The following is a 15,592-nucleotide window of genomic DNA, read 5'->3' on the forward strand; positions in this document are numbered from 1 at the left end:
TAATGCCAGTCAGTTAAGCCTGACTGGCATTGTTTTTACTAGGTTTTCTCGTCGCATACTTCTGTGGTTTGGCTTTGATGCACCTTGGGTAACTTCGTTCTCGGCGGGCGGGTAACTTGAACTGCTCTGCCTGTTTGTCCAACTCAGCGACACGCCCTGGAACCATGCCCGGTGACACAAACGGCAGGCAACTGAGTTCATGCAGCAGATACACCGATGCCATGTGAAAGCTCAACTGGCTGGCCGTATAGCCCTTTAAGCTCGCCGCCATCCTAACCATCTGATATCTCAGTAGGTTATAGGCCAATACCAAGCCCCATAGCTCCTGCCTTACTCCATCGGGTTTCTTGCTGCGCAGCGTCAGCCGGTGCTGTTGCAGGCTATGTTTCATCTCCCGATAGCCCAGCTCGATTTCCCAGCGATTCTGGTATAGCTCCATCAACTCGCTGGCCGGGAAGCGCAGCGGGTCGGTGAGCGAGGTCAGCACCTGCCGCTCCTTGCCGTTTACCGTCCGGGTCAGCAGCCGGGCTTCGAACTGCTCCGGCAACTCGCTCCACTTCTTCTTGGCCTGCGGACTGGCACTGAGGCGTACCAGCACATCCTGCCGCCCCAGCTTGCGGATGACCTCGTATTGAGCCCCCTTTTTCAGCGGAATAAGCCAGTGACGCGCTACGCCCTGGCGTTGCCAGGCATGGAGTAACCCCAGTGAGTAGAAGCCCTTATCGAACAGGGTCAGGCTATTATCGGGTGTTTTTTCAATCAGTTGCTCTGCCAACACCATCTCGTTTACCGCACAGGAGTCCATCACTGTCTGGGTCAGCAGATGACTGGTCAGCTCCATCTGACACAACATGCGGACCTGGGGATATTGCGTCTCCCCCTGGACGGTTTTCGACTTGGCAAAGGCGCCGGCATTGTCCGGAGTATCGGGCGTGCGCCAGACCACCCCGTCCACGGCCAGCAGCTGCAAGCCGGCCCAGGTGGGGTGCTGACACTGCTGATGCCAGAGTGTGGCGGTCTGCTGGAACACCTGTCGAACGGCTTGGTCAGCCAGTTTTTGGCGCGCCTGGATGAAGGCGCTGGGGACGACAAACGGCCGGTCGCCGGGTAACAGGATATCGAGCTGGTTGGCCAGCTGGGCCATAGGGACATGACGAAACAAGGACATCCCGATAATGGCCCATAGCACCCGCTCCATGGGCATGCGCCGTCGGCGCAAGGAGACGGAGCCCGTCTCGGCCAAGCAAGCCTGCACCAGTTCAGGTGACAGCAGGTCAGACAGGGACTCAAACTTTCCGGGAGGACAGGCGTGAATGAAGTCGAGAGCTTGGTCGATACGCATAAAAAAATCCGAAACCCAACAAGGAGTTTCGGATTCTTACACAGCCTGAGGATCGGTCAATGGATCCTTAACTGATCGGCATTAGGCCTCTGGCCCGGTTTTGTTTTTGGTGGCACCACGCTACCATGCCAACTTCGGGCCACCTGCCGGCCGTCAATCAGGACCATGCTCATGCCCCATCCCTTCGTGCTCGTCACCGGCTGCTCCAGCGGCATCGGCCTCGCCGCCGCAAGAAAGCTCGGCGCCCGGGGCTTCACCGTCATCGCTTCCGCCCGCAAGGGCGAGGATGTGGCCCTGCTGCAGCAGCAGGGTCTGTTGGCGGTGCAACTGGATCTGGCGGACAGCGCCAGCATAGAGCGAGGGGCGGCAGAGGCGCTGGCCCTGGCCGAGGGGCGCCTCTACGGGCTGTTCAACAACGGCGCCTACGGCCAGCCCGGTGCGCTGGAAGATCTGCCCACCGAGGCGCTGCGCGAGCAGTTCGAGACCAACCTCTTTGGCTGGCATCACCTCATTCGCCAGGTATTGCCCCCCATGCTGGCGGTAGGCGAGGGGCGCATCGTGCAGAACAGCTCGGTGCTTGGCCTGGTGGCCATGAAGTATCGTGGCGCCTACAACGCCAGCAAGTTCGCGCTGGAAGGCTATACCGACACCCTGCGCCTGGAACTCGCGGGCAGCGGCGTGCACATCAGCCTGATCGAACCCGGCCCCATCGACACCCGGTTTCGCGCCAATGCCCGGGAGGCCTTCCTGCGCCACATAGATCCCGCCACCAGCCGCCATCAGGACGCCTATGCCCAGACGCTGGCCAGGCTGGAGCGTGAAGGGGGTGCCCGCGGCTTTACCCTGCCAAGCGAGGCCTGCATCCCGCCTTTACTGCATGCGCTCACGAGCAAGCGTCCCAGGCACCGCTACCCGGTCACCTTCCCGACCAAATTGTTTACCGTGTTGCGCCGCCTGCTGCCAAGCCGCTGGCTGGACAAGCTGCTGATCAAATCCGCCTGATAAAGAGGGCCCTCGGCGGCCCTCCTCTTGATATGCACCTGTCTTAGCAACGATGCCTGCTCAATAGTGCTGGCCGTTGCTGTAGTAGTGACTCTTGACGATGGGCAGCACCTGCACCACCACATAGGTCTGCTCCCCCAGCACCCCTTTCAGGTGGCGGGTGATGAGGGCGGCGGCGGCATCCTGCATCTCCTGCGGTCGCTCGAACCAGACCAGCTCCACGAAGGGGAAACCGGCTTCGGGCTGGCCATCTCGTACCCACTGGCTCGGCACGCACTCCAGGGTGACGAACTCCGGCTTGCCGCCGGTCAGGGCGCAGAGATCCGCCATCAGGGGGGCGCTTATCCGCTGCAGGGTGTCGACAGAAACTGCCCGAAAACGAAGGTGGGGCATGGGAAACCTCTTGGCTGTGACAAATGAGGACTTATCATAGAGCACTCATCCCGCTCACATAAGGTGCCTCATGAGATTCCATCCCACGCTGCTCTCCTTCCTGCTCTGCCTGCTGCTGCCGCTCCATGCCATGGCCGATCCGGCCTTTTACCGCATCAACAAGGGCAACGAACAGCACTGGCTGCTGGGGTCCATCCACGCGGGCAAACCCTCTCTCTATCCCCTGCCGGACCCGGTGGAGCGCGCCTGGCAGCAGAGCCGCGCCCTGGTGATGGAGGTGGACATGACCCACATCAGCCAGGAGCAGTGGCAGGAGATGGGCGCCATCACCCGGCTCGTCGACGGCAAGACCCTCAAGGATCACCTGCCCATCGACCTCTACCGTCGCACCCTCATCGCCGCGGGCCAGAACGGTCTGAACGAGAGCATGCTGGCTCCGCTGCGTCCCTGGTTTGCGGCCATTACCCTGACCCAGGCGGCCCTGGAGCGCACCGGCTATCGCGGTGAATACGGTGTCGACCAGCACTTCGCCAAGCGGGCGAACGACGGCGGCAAGCCCATCGTCGGGCTGGAGACCCTGCTGGAGCAACTCGGCTATCTCGCGAGCGTCGGCGACAACCAGACCTTGATGCTGGAGAGCACCCTGGACGAGCTGCCCGACATCCAGCAGGGGTTCGACGCCGTGATGACCGCCTGGCAGAACGGGGATCAGGACACCCTCATCAATCTGCTCAGGGAGGAGATGGCACCGCCCAAGCTGCAAGCCTGGCTGGAACAGACCCTGCTGGCAGAGCGCAACCGCAACTGGGTCAAGAAGTGGCCCAGCCTGCCGAACGAGAGCTTTATCGTGGTAGGGGCCCTGCATCTTTACGGCGAGCACGGGCTGCTCGCCCTGCTGGAGCAGCAGGGCTGGCGCATCACGCCCCTCACCGAACCGACCCTGGAGAAAGCAAAATAGCGTCCAGTCCGGCGGCCTGACGCGCCGGATGCGCGTCGGCTCACAGAATTTGCTGCCGATTAAATAACCAGAGAGGGAGTTGATCGAGATCATCCTCTCCCTCCTGAAGAGGTATCTATCATGCCTGTCACCGCCCAGTGACAGGAGTGAACGAGATGGAATTCTGGATGAACCTGATGTTCGGCAACAGCGTGGGGCTTATGTCCATGCTGGTGATTTTCGGCACCTTCCTGCTCATCAGCGCCTATGCAGTCTATTTCATCTACAAGGTGATGCACGCAGAGCCGCCCAAAGAGGGGCAATAACCAGGCTCGCTCAGACCGCCTTACCCGGCAGGGGCCGGGGCCCGCGAGCGTTGCCATTCTAAGGCCCACCAAGGCCCGCTATACTGGCTCCCTCATTTTCATGCGGGGAGCCTGCCGTGTCTCATAACGACGAACTCTCACTGTTCCTGCAGGAAGTGGCCGACGTGCGGCCCCTTCGCAGCGACCATATCGCCCCCACTGCGGGCAACAGCCAGCCCACCGAGGCGCAACTCGCGCGCCGGGAAGCCGCCACCGCCGAACAACTCACCCTGGATCACCTCGGCACGGAAGCAGTCGAGATGCTGGACCCCCATGCCATCGTCGGCTTCAAGCGTGACGGCGTGCAGGAGGGGGTCTACAAGAAGCTGCGCCTTGGCAAATACGAGCTGCAAGGCTCCCTCGACCTGCACCACAAGACGCTCAACGAGGCCCGTATCGCCCTGGTGCAGTTCATTGCCGAATGCGAAGTGCGGGATATCCGCTGCCTGCTGATCCTGCACGGCAAGGGGGAGCGCAGCACCCCGCGTGCCCTGCTCAAGAGCCATGTCAGCGCCTGGCTGCCACAGTTGCCTTCGGTGATGGCCATGCACAGCGCCGAGCGCCGCCACGGCGGCAGCGGTGCGCTCTACGTATTGCTGCGCAAGAGCGAGCGCAAGAAGGCGGAAAACCGCGAACGGCACCAGAAGCGCCTCGGCTGACTGCCTGAGGGTGGCACCAGGGTGGATGGCAGTGCTAGCATCGGGCGGCCCCGATCATGCCAGGTACGGGGTGCATACCATCAGGGACGATAACAAGGACAATCCCATGTCATACCAGAAACTCGAACAACATCAGCAACAACTGCACCGCCTCTCCCACCTCTCCGCCATCTGCGGCTGGGATCAGGCCGCCATGATGCCGGAGGGGGGCAACGAGGCCCGCGCCGAGGCGATGGCGGAGCTTGGCGTGCTGATCCACGGCAAGCGCACCGCCCCCGAGCTTGGGGAGTGGATAGCCAAGGCAGAGAGCGAACCGCTGGACGAGCACCAGCGTGCGAACCTGCGGGAGATCAAGCGCCAGTGGCAGGATGCAAGCCTGCTGCCGGGGGCGCTGGTGGAGGCGCTTTCCCTGGCCGGCAGCAAATGCGAGCACGCCTGGCGTCGCCAGCGCAAGGAGAACGACTGGGCAGGTTTTGCCCCGAACCTCGAGGAGGTGGTGCGCCTGTCGCGGGAGGTGGCTCGCCTGCGCGCCGACGCGCTCGGGGTGCGCCCCTATGACGCCATGCTGGCGCTGTACGAGCCCGGCATGACGAGCGCGAGGCTGGATCAGATCTTCGGCGATCTGACGAGCTGGTTGCCCGGCCTCATCCAGACCGTGAGCGAGCGGCAGAAAATCGAGACCATCCTCACCCCGCAAGGCCCGTTCCCGGTTGCGACGCAGCAGGCCCTCGGCCAGGAGGTGATGGGGCTGCTCGGCTTTGATTTTGCGCACGGCAGGCTCGACGTGAGCAGCCACCCGTTCTGCGGCGGCGTGCCGACGGACGTGCGCATCACCACGCGCTACAACGAGCAGGAGTTCGTCTCCAGCCTGATGGGCATCGTCCACGAGACGGGCCACGCACGCTACGAGCAGGGCCTGCCGCGCACACTGCTCGGCCAGCCGGTGGCCGAGGCGCGTTCCATGGGTATTCACGAGAGCCAGAGCCTGTTCTGCGAGATGCAACTCGGCCATCACCCCGCGTTCCTCACGCTGATTGCGCCGCGCATTCGCGCGCACTTCGGGGCAGAGGATGCGCTCGCACCGGCAAACCTCGAGAAGCTGTACAACAGGGTCGAGCCCGGCTTTATCCGCGTCGATGCGGACGAAGTCACCTACCCGGCCCACGTCATCCTGCGCTACGAGCTGGAGCGGGACTTGATGGAAGGGCGCATCGAGGTCGCGGACATCCCCGAGCTGTGGGACGCGAAGATGCAGCAGTGGCTCGGCTTGTCCACGAAGGGCAATTACCAGAACGGCTGCATGCAGGACATCCACTGGACGGACGGCTCGTTTGGCTACTTCCCGAGCTACACGCTCGGCGCCATGTACGCGGCGCAGCTGCGCTTCGCACTCGAGCGTGAGCTCGGCGACATGGGCACGCTCGTAGAGTCCGGCCGCCTGCCGGAGATCTTTGGCTGGCTCGGTCGCCATATCTGGTCCCAAGGCAGCCTGCACGGCACGGACGAGCTCATTCGCCGCGCGACCGGTGAGGCGCTCAATCCCCAGTGGCTGCGCAAACACCTCGAACAGCGCTATCTGAAATAAGCGAGGTTGAACCCCCTCCCAGCCTCCCCCTTCACAAGGGGGAGGAGCTAACCCCGCCCCGTTCACAGAGGGGAGCTGTTTGTCCCCTCCCCTTACGAAGGGGAGGGTTAGGGTGGGGTCCTGCCCCCCTAACCTTACAAAGGGAGGACTGGGATTCCTCGGATCGCACTATTTTTGCTATCCCTGTCCGTTTTTGGCTAGTCACCCCTCTCGCCCCCGCTTAGTCTCTGGGACATGCCCACAGCAACCCGAGCCATGCCATGACCACATCGCCCCCGCATTCATCCCAACGGGACGAGATCATCCCGGGTCTCACCCGGGAGCAGTGCCACGCCGCACGCCTCGCGCGAGACGCGCGTTTCGATGGTCGCTTCTTCACCGGGGTGCTCTCCACCGGCATCTATTGCCGCCCCGTGTGTCCGGCGCGGGCACCGCACGAGCACAATGTGCGCTATTTTCGCTTCGCGGCGGCGGCAGAGCAGCACGGGCTGCGCCCCTGCCTGCGCTGTCGCCCGGAGCTCGCACCGGCCCAGAGCGGCGATCTGCCACCGCTCGTCGCCCAGGTGCTGGCGCGCATCGAGCGCGGCGAGCTGGCGGAGCACAGCCTGGGCTCCCTTGCAACGCAGGCCGGGATCACGGAGCGCACCCTGAGGCGCCAGTTCGAGCAACATCTCGGCGCCTCGCCGAAACAGGTGGAGCAGACGCGCCGCCTGCTGCTTGCGAAACGGCTGCTGACGGAGACGCGCCTGCCCATCACGGACGTGGCGTTTGCCGCAGGCTTTGCAAGCATTCGCCGCTTCAACGACGCCTGGCTGCAGGCGTATGGCATGACACCGGGCGCCCTGCGCAAGCAGGAAGGGGGCGCGCCGCAGGAGACACCGCAATCTAGCCTGCAACTGCACCTGCTGTATCGCCCGCCGTTCGACGTCCAGGCCATGCTCGCGTTCTACCGGTTGCGCGCCATTCCGGGGCTGGAGCGGGTGGATGAGCACGGTTACGAACGCCGTCACCGGGTCGGCGAGCAGGAGGGGCTCATCCGCATCGAGCCCGTCGAGGGGGAGAGGCTCAGACTCACGGTGCGGGATCTGCCGCCGGGTGCGCTGCCGGACATCCTGTACCGCGTGCGCCGCATGTGGGATCTCGACGCCGACATGGGCCGCATCGGCGAACACCTGGGGCAGGATCCGCTGCTCGCCGGCATCCAGGGACGATGGCCCGGGGTGCGGCTGCCGGGGGGGTGGGATGAATACGAGGTGATGCTGCGCGCCATCGTAGGCCAACAGGTGTCGGTCAAGGGTGCCATCACCATCATGGGGCGCCTGGTGGCGCGCACCCTGGCGCAGTTCGGCACCGCGCAGCTGCCCACCCCGACCCAGCTGTGCGAGCTGGATCTCGACGGCATCGGCATGCCGGGCAGCCGCATCCGCACGCTGCAGGGGCTGGCCGCGGCGCTCGCAAGCGGCGCGCTCACCCTGGGCAGCGCGAGCGACGAACAACTGCTCGCGCTGCCGGGCATAGGCCCCTGGACGGTCGCTTACTGGCGGCTGCGCTGCGGGCTCGACACGGATGCCTTCCCCGCCTCGGATCTCGTGCTGCAAAAGGCGCTGGGGGGCGGTGACAAGCTGCCGGTGAAAGAGGTGACAGCGCGCAGCGCCCCCTGGCAGCCGTGGCGCGCCTATGCCGCGAGCTGGCTGTGGCACGCCATGAGTGAACAACCGGCGCTGCTCACTCGGCCAACACAGACACAAGACGAGGAGAAGAGCCTATGATCCGCTATGACATGATGCCCACCGACCAGGGCGAACTGCTGGTCGCCATCGACGAACGCGGTCTGGTCCATGTGGACTTCGTGGCCGGACTGCGGCCGCTGCCCGACATGCAGGACTGGCAGCAGGACGGCGAGGCGCTCGCCCCCTTCCTCGCCGAGTTTCAGGGCTACTTCGCGGGCAGGTTGCAGCGCTTCACCCTGCCGCTCGCCCCCAGGGGCACGGCGTTTCAACAAGCGGTGTGGCAGGCGCTGTGCGACATCCCCTACGGGGAGACCCGCAGCTACGGCGACATCGCCCGCGCCATCGGCAAGCCAAACGCGGTGCGGGCGGTGGGTGCCGCGAACGGTCGCAATCCGCTCTCCATCATCATCCCCTGCCACCGGGTGATCGGCCAGAATGGCAGCCTCACCGGCTATGCGGGAGGCCTGCCTATCAAGCAGGCACTGCTGACGCTGGAGAGGGCCTCTCGTTGATCCGGCGCCACCCGGCCAGGGCTCACTGCCGCTGCGCCAGCCAGCCGTGAAACCCCAGCACCTGAAAGAAGCGGTGCGCCGCCGCGAAACCGGCCCCTTGCAAGAGGCGGCGGGTCTGTCCCTCGTCCAGGGAGGTGAAGTCCTCTCCGAGGCGGCGCACCATCTGCTCGCAGGCAGGAAGCGGCAAACCGGCGAGGGCGGCTTGCAACCCCATCGCCTTGCGCTCAAGCGGGTCCGTGGGCGCCATCAGATCCGCCAGCAGCAGGGGAGCGCCAGGATTGAGCTGGCGATAAATATCACCCAATAGCGCGGCTTTGGCATCTTGCGCCAGAAAATGCAGCACCAGCAGACAGAGTGCACCATCGCAAGGCTTATTCACCACAGGCAATGCGCCCAGGTGCCAGCACACCCTCTCCCCCATGCCCGCCTGCTCGGCCCGCATCCTGGCCTGGGCCAGCATGTCCGCCGAGATATCCTGGGCCACAAAGGTCCAGCGGGGGCAGAGACGGCCAAGCAGCAGCAACTCGCTGCCCGTGCCCACCCCAACCAGCAGCACCCTAGCCTGCTGGCCCAGCGCGGCCATCAGCCGGGAGGCACAAAGCTGATGCAGCAGCTCGTAGCCTGGCACCAGCAGGGGGATGCGGCTGTCATAGGCCTTCGCCCCTTCTCCTTCGAATCGCTCCGTCATCTTTTGCTCCTTTGGTGTGAGCCCCCTTGATAGGGGCTGCCGCCGGGAGAAGGTCAAGAGCCACAGGGGCAAGCCAGTTGCCAGCCCTTCCCATGAAGGGAGGGCCCTAGCCCCTCTTGCCCAGCGCCGCTTTCAGAGCCGGATTGAAGACGCGCTGGAGGGAGGCGGGGTTGTTCACCAGCTTGGCCGCCGGGCGGCGCGGGCGCCTGACCAGCTCGCCGCCACAGTTGGGGCAGGTCAGGTGCAGATACTGATCGTTGCACTCGGCGCAGAAGGTGCACTCGAAGGAGCAGATGTAGGCCGTCGCCGTGTCGGCGGGCAGATCCCGGTCACAGCACTCGCAGTTGGGTCTGAGTTCAAGCATGGCAAGTTCCTGAAGCGCAAAGGGAAGCGGGAAAGAGGGCGGCTCAGTCGACGATAAAGAGGCGAGCGCCCAGTTCCGTATAGGAGCGATGGGGTTCGGCGTTGTCCGCCACCTGGTAGCTCATGCCCGGCGTCAGGCTCTGTGGGTCAATCTCATAAAGCTTGCGCTGGGCGGGCACAACGGAGCCATCCACAATGGGGCGAACATTAGCAATACGCCAAGCCCAGTAGCCGGGCACCCAGCCACTCGAGCAGGCGGCGGCGACTTCATCGGGTTGCCATTCATGCACCTCTTCAATGTCGACGATCGCAACGACTTTGCCATCAGGATCAACTGGCATATCGAGAGATAAAAATACTGAATTTTCAACGATCAATAAATCACGAACAGGCAGAGATGGAGGGCACCAGGAACGGACTTCCAATGTCTTTTTACCTGACGCGATATTTGTCCCGTGTGGACTGACTATCGAGAGTGCGAGCATAGATCCGTCTAAACCTCATTCCTTGTGGTGATAACACAGACATAGAGGCTCGAATAAGGCATCAAGCCTCTCACGAAGAGAGATGACAGCCCCTCTTCGCAGTCCCCCCATGATAAGAGCACACTCCTTCCCCCAAGTCATGGCCCACTCTGGTGATGGATACCTGACACCGGGCATCCCCCAGGAAAGGGGACAGGACTAGGCCATCACCCCTTGAGGCTGCCCATCACCTGCATCTCGCAGCGGTGGCAGTCAAAGCGCAGGCGGAAACTCTCCTTGCCCATCTTGAGCTCCAGGGGCTCGGCCTTGAGACCGGGCATCTCCTTGGGGCAGAGCTGCTGGCTGTAGCGAATGCAGTGCTTCGTTGTCATCAGCACCACTTCCCGCTCCTCCTTGTTCGCCTCATACGCGGGGGCGATGCTCCCCACCCCGTGTTCGCGAAAGAACTGCTCCGCCGCGCTGTTCAGCACGTTGCCGAGGTAGGAGAGCCGATGCTGGGGATAAACGGCGCCTCGCAGGGGAATGCGCCGCTCGGGTCGCCGGTAGGCAGCCAGACGGGCCGCCTCCAGGGCGGCGATCCCCTCCCGGCGCAAGCCGTTAAGCTGTGAAGCCGCAATAAACAGCGGGTGAGTGAATGCCAACTCAATCTGGCGAGCCACAAACAGGGTGTTGCCGAGTTTGCCGAGCTGATCCCTGGCCTGTTGCAGCGCCCGTTCCGGGTTGTCGGCCGGCTGCTGGTCGCAGGGGAGCGTGACGGCGGCACCAATGCCCTGCTCGTCCACAAGTTCGAGCCGCAGTCCCTCGTCGCACTCCGATAGCCGCATATCGACCCGGATGCGGCGATCCGCGCTCCCCTTTTCGAGCTGCTTGCTGAAGGCCTGATCGTGGTTGCGAAAGATCTCGGTGCCTACCTTGAGACCGGGCATGGGTTCCGACAGGAGTAACCGCTTGCTCTGTGCCTTCTCCTCCACTTTATTGAGGCGCATCCCCACCAGCTCGCCCCCCGGCTTGAAGAAGCCGAGGCCATCGCCGTTGTTGAGGGCTACGGCCTGGCCGTCGATCTCGATGCCATCGCGGGTCACGCTGGTGACGCGTCCGAGCGGCTCCCCGACGTATTTCGGGCTGCGCGGCGAGTCGATGCCTGGCTGTCGGCCATGGAGGAAGTAGTCGGTGCTGCCCCGGTTGAAACTCTTCTTGGGATCCGGCGTAAAGGTGTAGCTGCAACGACCGGCGGAAGCGGCCACCAGATCGGGGCGGCTCGCCAGAATGGTGTCCAGCTTCTGGCGATACCAGGCAGTGACGTTCTTGACGTAGTCGAGCCCCTTGAGGCGCCCTTCAATCTTGAAGGAGCGGATCCCTGCGGCGATCAGCGCCTCCAGGTTGTCGGTCTGATCCATGTCTTTCAAGGAGAGCAGGTGGCTGTTTTCCACCAGCACCTCCCCCCCTGGCGTTTGCAGGGAACAGGGCAGCCGACAGAGCTGGGCGCACTCGCCGCGATTCGCGCTGCGCCCGGTACGGGCGTGGCTGATGTTGCACTGGCCGCTGTAGGAGACGCACAGGGCGCCGTGGATGAAGAACTCCAGCTGCACGCTCGTGGCGGCGCTTATCTCGCGGATCTGCGCAAGGGAGAGCTCGCGGGCCAGCACCACCTGGGAGAAGCCCACGTCCTGCAGAAACTTTACCTTTTCCGAGGTGCGGTTGTCGGTCTGGGTGCTGGCGTGCAGCGCGATGGGGGGCAAATCGAGCGCCAGCAGTCCCATGTCCTGCACGATCAGCCCATCGGCCCCTGCCTCGTAGATCTGATGGGTCAGGCGCCGGGCCTGCTCCAGCTCGTGGTCGTGCAGCAGGGTATTGAAGGCGACGAAGACCTGGGCGCCGAAGCGGTGGGCATGGCGGGCCAGCGCCTCGATGTCCTCGAGGCTGTTGCCTGCTGCGCTGCGGGCACCGAAGGCGGGGCCGCCCATGTAGACGGCGTCGGCGCCGTGGTTGATGGCCTCGATGCCATAGGCAAGGTTCTTGGCCGGGGCCAGCAACTCCAGGCGGTTGTGATGGTTCTGATCGCGCATAACGTCCGGTTCGAAGGGCTGCAAATGGCCGCCACTCTAGCCAGACTCCCCGCCCCCCGCCTTGATCCCGCTTAAGATCACCGCAGAATGCAGGATTGACCCGGAACAAGGACATCTGGCGGGCCCTCATCCCCCGGCCCTGAGAGTGTGCCGACTACGCTGGCACCCGACGCGGAGCTAGATCACGACCTTGAGGGCCAGCCCCAGCAGCACCAGGCCGCTCACCTTGTCGATCACGGTGGATTTGGCCTTGAGCCAGGCGAGTACGGGCCCGCGAGAGAGCACCAGGGCCACCAGCACATACCAGAGCGCATCGATGCCGCCTGCGGTCAGCATCATGATGCCCCCCTCACGCCAGCCGGTGTCGGCGTGCACGAACTGGCTGAACAGGGCGATAAAGAAGATGGCGAGCTGGGGGTTCAAGAAGGCCACCATAAAGCCCTCGAACGCCCCTTGACGTCCCCGTGGCGGGTGCCCCTCCTCCTTGCCTGCCTCACCCCCTGCGGGCCTGGCCAGCAGCGCCTTGATCCCGAGCCAGGCGAGGAACGCCGCGCCGCCGTAGCGGATGAGATCGAACAGCAGCGGGGTCTGGGTGATCAGGATGGCGAGGCCGAGGGCCGTGATCAGCGCATAGATGCCGACTCCCAGGCCGTGGCCCAGCGCAGTGGCAACCCCGTGGCCCTGCCCTCCCTGCACCGTATTGCGGATGATCAGTGCCAGGCTCGGCCCCGGGCTGATGGCCCCCATCACGCAAATGGCGGCCAGCGCCAGCCAACTCGTCAGCTCCATACCCTCTCTTCCTTCGTGTCGATTGTTGTCACCCGGGATCAGGGTAGGGGGTGGCTCGCTATGCCAGAAGTGAAAGTTATGAATAGAGTCCATAGCCAGTGGTTATAGAGTGGCACAACCCGCTGCCATCAGTGGCCCGCCTGCGACCCTCCAGCCAACTGCTTGCGACTCTCCCCCAGGGTGAATTGCAGGTGATCCCGCAGGAAGGGATAGGCCAGCTCGCGAAACCAGCGGTGAGCCGGATCCAGGTGGTGGCGCTGGTGCCACAGCAGATGATACTGCTGGACCCGGGTGGCGAAGGGGAGATCGCAAAAACTCAGGGCATGTTCCCGGGAGAGCTGCCAGGCGATATGGGCCGGGGTGGTCATCAGACAGTCTGTGCGCAGCAGCACCTCCACTGCGGCCTGGAAGAAGGGCACCCGGGCAAACCAGCGGCGGGAGAGCCCTCGGGGGGCCAGCACCTGCTCCACCGGGCTGTCCTTGTCCCCGCCCCCGCTCACCTGCAGGTGGGGCCAGGCGAGGTAATCCTCCAGGCTGAGCGCCATGCCAGAGAGCGGGTGATGGCGCCCCATCAGCACCACCAGCCTGTCCTCCCCCTGATGCAGGCCGCGGATCTGGTCCGGCACCAGCTCCGTGATGGTGGAGACCATGTCCAGCTCCGATTGCCAGAGCTGGGGCAACTGGCGCTTGTCCCACAGGCTGTACTCCAGCGCCGCCCGGGGGGCGGCCCTCGCCAGGGCCGCACAGATGTCCGGCAAGATGTGCTGGGCCACGTAGTCGGAGGAGGCGAGCCGAAACACCCGCTCGCAGCGCTCGGGGGCAAATTCCGGCGCCTCGTAGAGCCGCTCCAGGGCCCCGAGGGAATCGGCAAGCGCCGCCGCCAGGGCCTCGGCCCGCGGAGTCAGCAGCCAGCGCTGCCCTTCCCGCACCAGCAGCTCGTCGCCAAACTCGCTGCGAAGCTGGCCGAGCTGCTTGCTGATGGAGGGCTGGCTCAGGTTCAGCAGCTCCGCCGCCCGGCTGATGTTGCGGGTCTCCAGCAGCACCTTGAGGGTGGGCAAGAGATTGAGATTCGCTTTGTGCACAGGAGTCACCTCGGGAAGGGGTCGCCGGGATCGGGCCTTCATCTTACGGCAAGGAGAAGCGGAAATTTAAGCAAAATCACGGTCTTGCTCCCGCCACTCCCCTTACACTGGGGGGACCGCAGGATGACAGTGAACGCCCCGTGCGGCATAATTTCGCCACTTTCCGCCCCAGGGCGGCCATCACGACAAGCGACGACAAGATGACATACGCCACTATCACCGGGTGGGGAAAATGCCTGCCCCCCGCCTCGCTGACCAACGATGACCTCGGCACCATCATGGATACCTCGGACGAGTGGATCTACCCGCGCACCGGCATCAAGGCCCGCCGGGTCTCCCATGTCAGCACCCAGACGCTCGCCACCCTGGCCGGCCGTCGCGCCCTGGCGTGCGCAGGCCTGGACGCCGCCGCCCTCGATGGCATCATCCTGGCGACCGCCACCCCGGGCACGCTGGTCCCCAATGGTGCCTCCGCCGTGCAGCAGGCTCTCGGCGCCCACAAGGCGGCGGTGTTCGACCTCAACGCCGCCTGCACCGGCTTCGTCTATGCCCTCTCGGTCGCCACCTCCCTGGTGCAGACCGGCATGATGCAAAGGGTGCTGGTGATCGGTGCCGAGCGACTGACCCAGTTGCTGGACTGGGCCAAGCGCGACACCGCCGTGCTGTTCGGGGATGGCGCTGGCGCCGTCATCATCGAGGCGAGCGAGCAGGAGAGCGGCCTGATTGCCAGCAAGCTCGGTTGTGACAGCGAAGCGCGGGAGATACTGCACGTGCCGAACTTCGGTACGGATCGGGTGCGTTTCGCCGACATTGACGGCCTCTTCACCTTCAACTTCGAGGGGCAGGAGATCTTCAAGCGCGCCGTACGCGGCATGGGCGAAGCCACCGGCACCGTACTGGCCCAGGCCGGCATCGCCCCCGAGCAGATCGACCTCATCGTGCCGCACCAGGCGAACGTGCGCATCATCGAGACCCTGGCCAAGCGGATGAACGCCCCCATGGAGAAGGTGATGGTCAACATAGAGCAGTACGGCAACACCTCCGCCGCCACCGTGCCCATCGCCCTGTGCGAGGCGCTGGAGCGGGGTCGGGTCAAGCCGAACAGCTACCTGCTGACCGCCGCCTTCGGGGCCGGGCTGACCTGGGGCGCCGCCCTCATCAAATGGGGAGATCGCGTCACCCCGATCGCGAGTTGCGACGAGGTGCTGCCCCCCTGCGAGCAGAGCGCCCTCGAACTCATCGCCCATGCGGTGCAGGGTTGCCAGCAGGCCCGCCCCGCCGACGCCTGAGCGAGCGCCCGCTCCCCATGATCCGCCAGGAGCCCCGTGGCTCCTGGCAGCCAGCCCCCCTACGCCCCCTCGCCGTTTCGGCAGCGACATAAAAGTCATTGAAAAGTGTGAATTTTGAGCGAAACATATCAAAAAATGACCACTTGACACTTTTTTGTCGTCAGAATGCGGCCAAGGGGTTCACAACCTTGCCGGATCTGGTAGTATGCGGCCTCGCACTTGGGGAGGGGTTCCCGAGCGGCCAAAGGGATCAGACTGTAAATCTGACGGCTCTGCCTTCGAAGGTTCGAATCCTTCTCCCTCCA

General features: G+C 64.3%; 16 protein-coding genes and 1 tRNA gene. 9 read left to right on the forward strand and 8 right to left on the reverse strand.

The features are described from left to right. Positions 1-13 precede the first annotated feature (13 nt). Complete coding sequence (locus tag AB5Y64_RS11130; protein ID WP_053288733.1) at positions 14-1,342, reverse strand: IS4 family transposase; 1,329 nt, start codon at positions 1,340-1,342, stop codon at positions 14-16. Positions 1,343-1,513: 171 nt separating this feature from the next. Here AB5Y64_RS11130 and AB5Y64_RS11135 point away from each other — a divergent pair, with 171 nt between their 5' ends. Continuing rightward, positions 1,514-2,344 carry an SDR family oxidoreductase gene (locus AB5Y64_RS11135; RefSeq protein ID WP_368203787.1) on the forward strand — a complete coding sequence of 277 codons (831 nt, stop codon included), beginning with the start codon at positions 1,514-1,516 and terminating at the stop codon, positions 2,342-2,344. A 60-nt stretch (positions 2,345-2,404) separates the two neighbouring features. On the opposite strand, the gene AB5Y64_RS11140 is transcribed toward AB5Y64_RS11135, so the two are convergent. Continuing rightward, the gene (locus tag AB5Y64_RS11140) at positions 2,405-2,737 is read right to left on the reverse strand and encodes a DUF1904 family protein (protein ID WP_041214640.1); all 333 of its coding nucleotides are present in this window, start codon (positions 2,735-2,737) and stop codon (positions 2,405-2,407) included. 70 nt (positions 2,738-2,807) lie between these two features. Here AB5Y64_RS11140 and AB5Y64_RS11145 point away from each other — a divergent pair, with 70 nt between their 5' ends. From AB5Y64_RS11145 to AB5Y64_RS11170, 6 genes are all read left to right on the forward strand, one after another. Then, positions 2,808-3,695: a TraB/GumN family protein gene (locus AB5Y64_RS11145; RefSeq protein WP_041211227.1), complete on the forward strand. Its 888-nt coding sequence runs from the start codon at positions 2,808-2,810 to the stop codon at positions 3,693-3,695. Positions 3,696-3,850: 155 nt separating this feature from the next. Further along, positions 3,851-4,000 carry a DUF3149 domain-containing protein gene (locus AB5Y64_RS11150; protein WP_010673287.1) on the forward strand — a complete coding sequence of 50 codons (150 nt, stop codon included), beginning with the start codon at positions 3,851-3,853 and terminating at the stop codon, positions 3,998-4,000. Between the two features lie 116 nt (positions 4,001-4,116). Next, a complete protein-coding gene (gene smrA / locus AB5Y64_RS11155) occupies positions 4,117-4,698 on the forward strand; it encodes a DNA endonuclease SmrA (RefSeq protein WP_368203789.1) in 582 nt (193 codons plus the stop codon). Positions 4,699-4,804: 106 nt separating this feature from the next. Continuing rightward, positions 4,805-6,283, forward strand: a complete 1,479-nt coding sequence (locus AB5Y64_RS11160) for a carboxypeptidase M32 (protein ID WP_368203790.1) — start codon at positions 4,805-4,807, stop codon at positions 6,281-6,283. A gap of 260 nt (positions 6,284-6,543) precedes the next feature. Beyond that, the gene (locus tag AB5Y64_RS11165; protein ID WP_368203792.1) at positions 6,544-8,052 is read left to right on the forward strand and encodes an AlkA N-terminal domain-containing protein; all 1,509 of its coding nucleotides are present in this window, start codon (positions 6,544-6,546) and stop codon (positions 8,050-8,052) included. Next, positions 8,049-8,525: a methylated-DNA--[protein]-cysteine S-methyltransferase gene (locus AB5Y64_RS11170; RefSeq protein WP_368203794.1), complete on the forward strand. Its 477-nt coding sequence runs from the start codon at positions 8,049-8,051 to the stop codon at positions 8,523-8,525. Before AB5Y64_RS11165 ends, AB5Y64_RS11170 begins: the two co-directional genes overlap by 4 nt. A 22-nt stretch (positions 8,526-8,547) precedes the next feature. Here AB5Y64_RS11170 and AB5Y64_RS11175 read toward each other — a convergent pair whose 3' ends face one another. From AB5Y64_RS11175 to AB5Y64_RS11200, 6 genes are all read right to left on the reverse strand, one after another. Next, positions 8,548-9,213 (reverse strand): class I SAM-dependent methyltransferase, encoded by a 666-nt coding sequence (locus tag AB5Y64_RS11175; protein ID WP_336582239.1) that lies wholly within the window; start codon positions 9,211-9,213, stop codon positions 8,548-8,550. 106 nt (positions 9,214-9,319) lie between these two features. After that, complete coding sequence (locus tag AB5Y64_RS11180; RefSeq protein WP_368203797.1) at positions 9,320-9,577, reverse strand: DUF1272 domain-containing protein; 258 nt, start codon at positions 9,575-9,577, stop codon at positions 9,320-9,322. Positions 9,578-9,620: 43 nt separating this feature from the next. Continuing rightward, positions 9,621-10,061, reverse strand: coding sequence for an ASCH domain-containing protein (locus tag AB5Y64_RS11185; RefSeq protein ID WP_081331948.1), 441 nt, complete (start codon positions 10,059-10,061; stop codon positions 9,621-9,623). A gap of 206 nt (positions 10,062-10,267) precedes the next feature. After that, a complete protein-coding gene (locus AB5Y64_RS11190) occupies positions 10,268-12,127 on the reverse strand; it encodes a U32 family peptidase (RefSeq protein ID WP_368203798.1) in 1,860 nt (619 codons plus the stop codon). A 177-nt stretch (positions 12,128-12,304) separates the two neighbouring features. Beyond that, positions 12,305-12,916, reverse strand: a complete 612-nt coding sequence (locus tag AB5Y64_RS11195; protein ID WP_039041052.1) for a LysE family translocator — start codon at positions 12,914-12,916, stop codon at positions 12,305-12,307. Positions 12,917-13,044: 128 nt separating this feature from the next. Beyond that, positions 13,045-13,998 (reverse strand): LysR family transcriptional regulator, encoded by a 954-nt coding sequence (locus AB5Y64_RS11200; protein WP_368203800.1) that lies wholly within the window; start codon positions 13,996-13,998, stop codon positions 13,045-13,047. Between the two features lie 200 nt (positions 13,999-14,198). Between AB5Y64_RS11200 and AB5Y64_RS11205 the strand changes: the two genes are divergently transcribed. Beyond that, on the forward strand, positions 14,199-15,287 hold the full coding sequence (locus AB5Y64_RS11205) for a ketoacyl-ACP synthase III (RefSeq protein ID WP_049636968.1): 1,089 nt from the start codon (positions 14,199-14,201) through the stop codon (positions 15,285-15,287). A 223-nt stretch (positions 15,288-15,510) separates the two neighbouring features. Continuing rightward, positions 15,511-15,592 (forward strand) — tRNA-Tyr (locus tag AB5Y64_RS11210).

The sequence above is a fragment of the Aeromonas sp. R5-1 genome, from assembly GCF_040908265.1.
GTDB classification, from domain to species: domain Bacteria; phylum Pseudomonadota; class Gammaproteobacteria; order Enterobacterales; family Aeromonadaceae; genus Aeromonas; species Aeromonas caviae.

Bases quoted from the DNA above. Each gene is read 5' to 3' on its own strand.
- AB5Y64_RS11165 (WP_368203792.1), top strand. From the start codon at position 6,544: ATGACCACATCGCCCCCGCATTCATCCCAACGGGACGAGATCATCCCG.
- AB5Y64_RS11135 (WP_368203787.1), top strand. From the start codon at position 1,514: ATGCCCCATCCCTTCGTGCTCGTCACCGGCTGCTCCAGCGGCATCGGC.
- AB5Y64_RS11145 (WP_041211227.1), top strand. From the start codon at position 2,808: ATGAGATTCCATCCCACGCTGCTCTCCTTCCTGCTCTGCCTGCTGCTG.
- AB5Y64_RS11185 (WP_081331948.1), bottom strand. From the start codon at position 10,061: ATGCTCGCACTCTCGATAGTCAGTCCACACGGGACAAATATCGCGTCA.
- AB5Y64_RS11130 (WP_053288733.1), bottom strand. From the start codon at position 1,342: ATGCGTATCGACCAAGCTCTCGACTTCATTCACGCCTGTCCTCCCGGA.
- AB5Y64_RS11195 (WP_039041052.1), bottom strand. From the start codon at position 12,916: ATGGAGCTGACGAGTTGGCTGGCGCTGGCCGCCATTTGCGTGATGGGG.
- AB5Y64_RS11175 (WP_336582239.1), bottom strand. From the start codon at position 9,213: ATGACGGAGCGATTCGAAGGAGAAGGGGCGAAGGCCTATGACAGCCGC.
- AB5Y64_RS11190 (WP_368203798.1), bottom strand. From the start codon at position 12,127: ATGCGCGATCAGAACCATCACAACCGCCTGGAGTTGCTGGCCCCGGCC.
- AB5Y64_RS11170 (WP_368203794.1), top strand. From the start codon at position 8,049: ATGATCCGCTATGACATGATGCCCACCGACCAGGGCGAACTGCTGGTC.
- AB5Y64_RS11205 (WP_049636968.1), top strand. From the start codon at position 14,199: ATGACATACGCCACTATCACCGGGTGGGGAAAATGCCTGCCCCCCGCC.
- AB5Y64_RS11180 (WP_368203797.1), bottom strand. From the start codon at position 9,577: ATGCTTGAACTCAGACCCAACTGCGAGTGCTGTGACCGGGATCTGCCC.
- AB5Y64_RS11140 (WP_041214640.1), bottom strand. From the start codon at position 2,737: ATGCCCCACCTTCGTTTTCGGGCAGTTTCTGTCGACACCCTGCAGCGG.
- AB5Y64_RS11150 (WP_010673287.1), top strand. From the start codon at position 3,851: ATGGAATTCTGGATGAACCTGATGTTCGGCAACAGCGTGGGGCTTATG.
- AB5Y64_RS11160 (WP_368203790.1), top strand. From the start codon at position 4,805: ATGTCATACCAGAAACTCGAACAACATCAGCAACAACTGCACCGCCTC.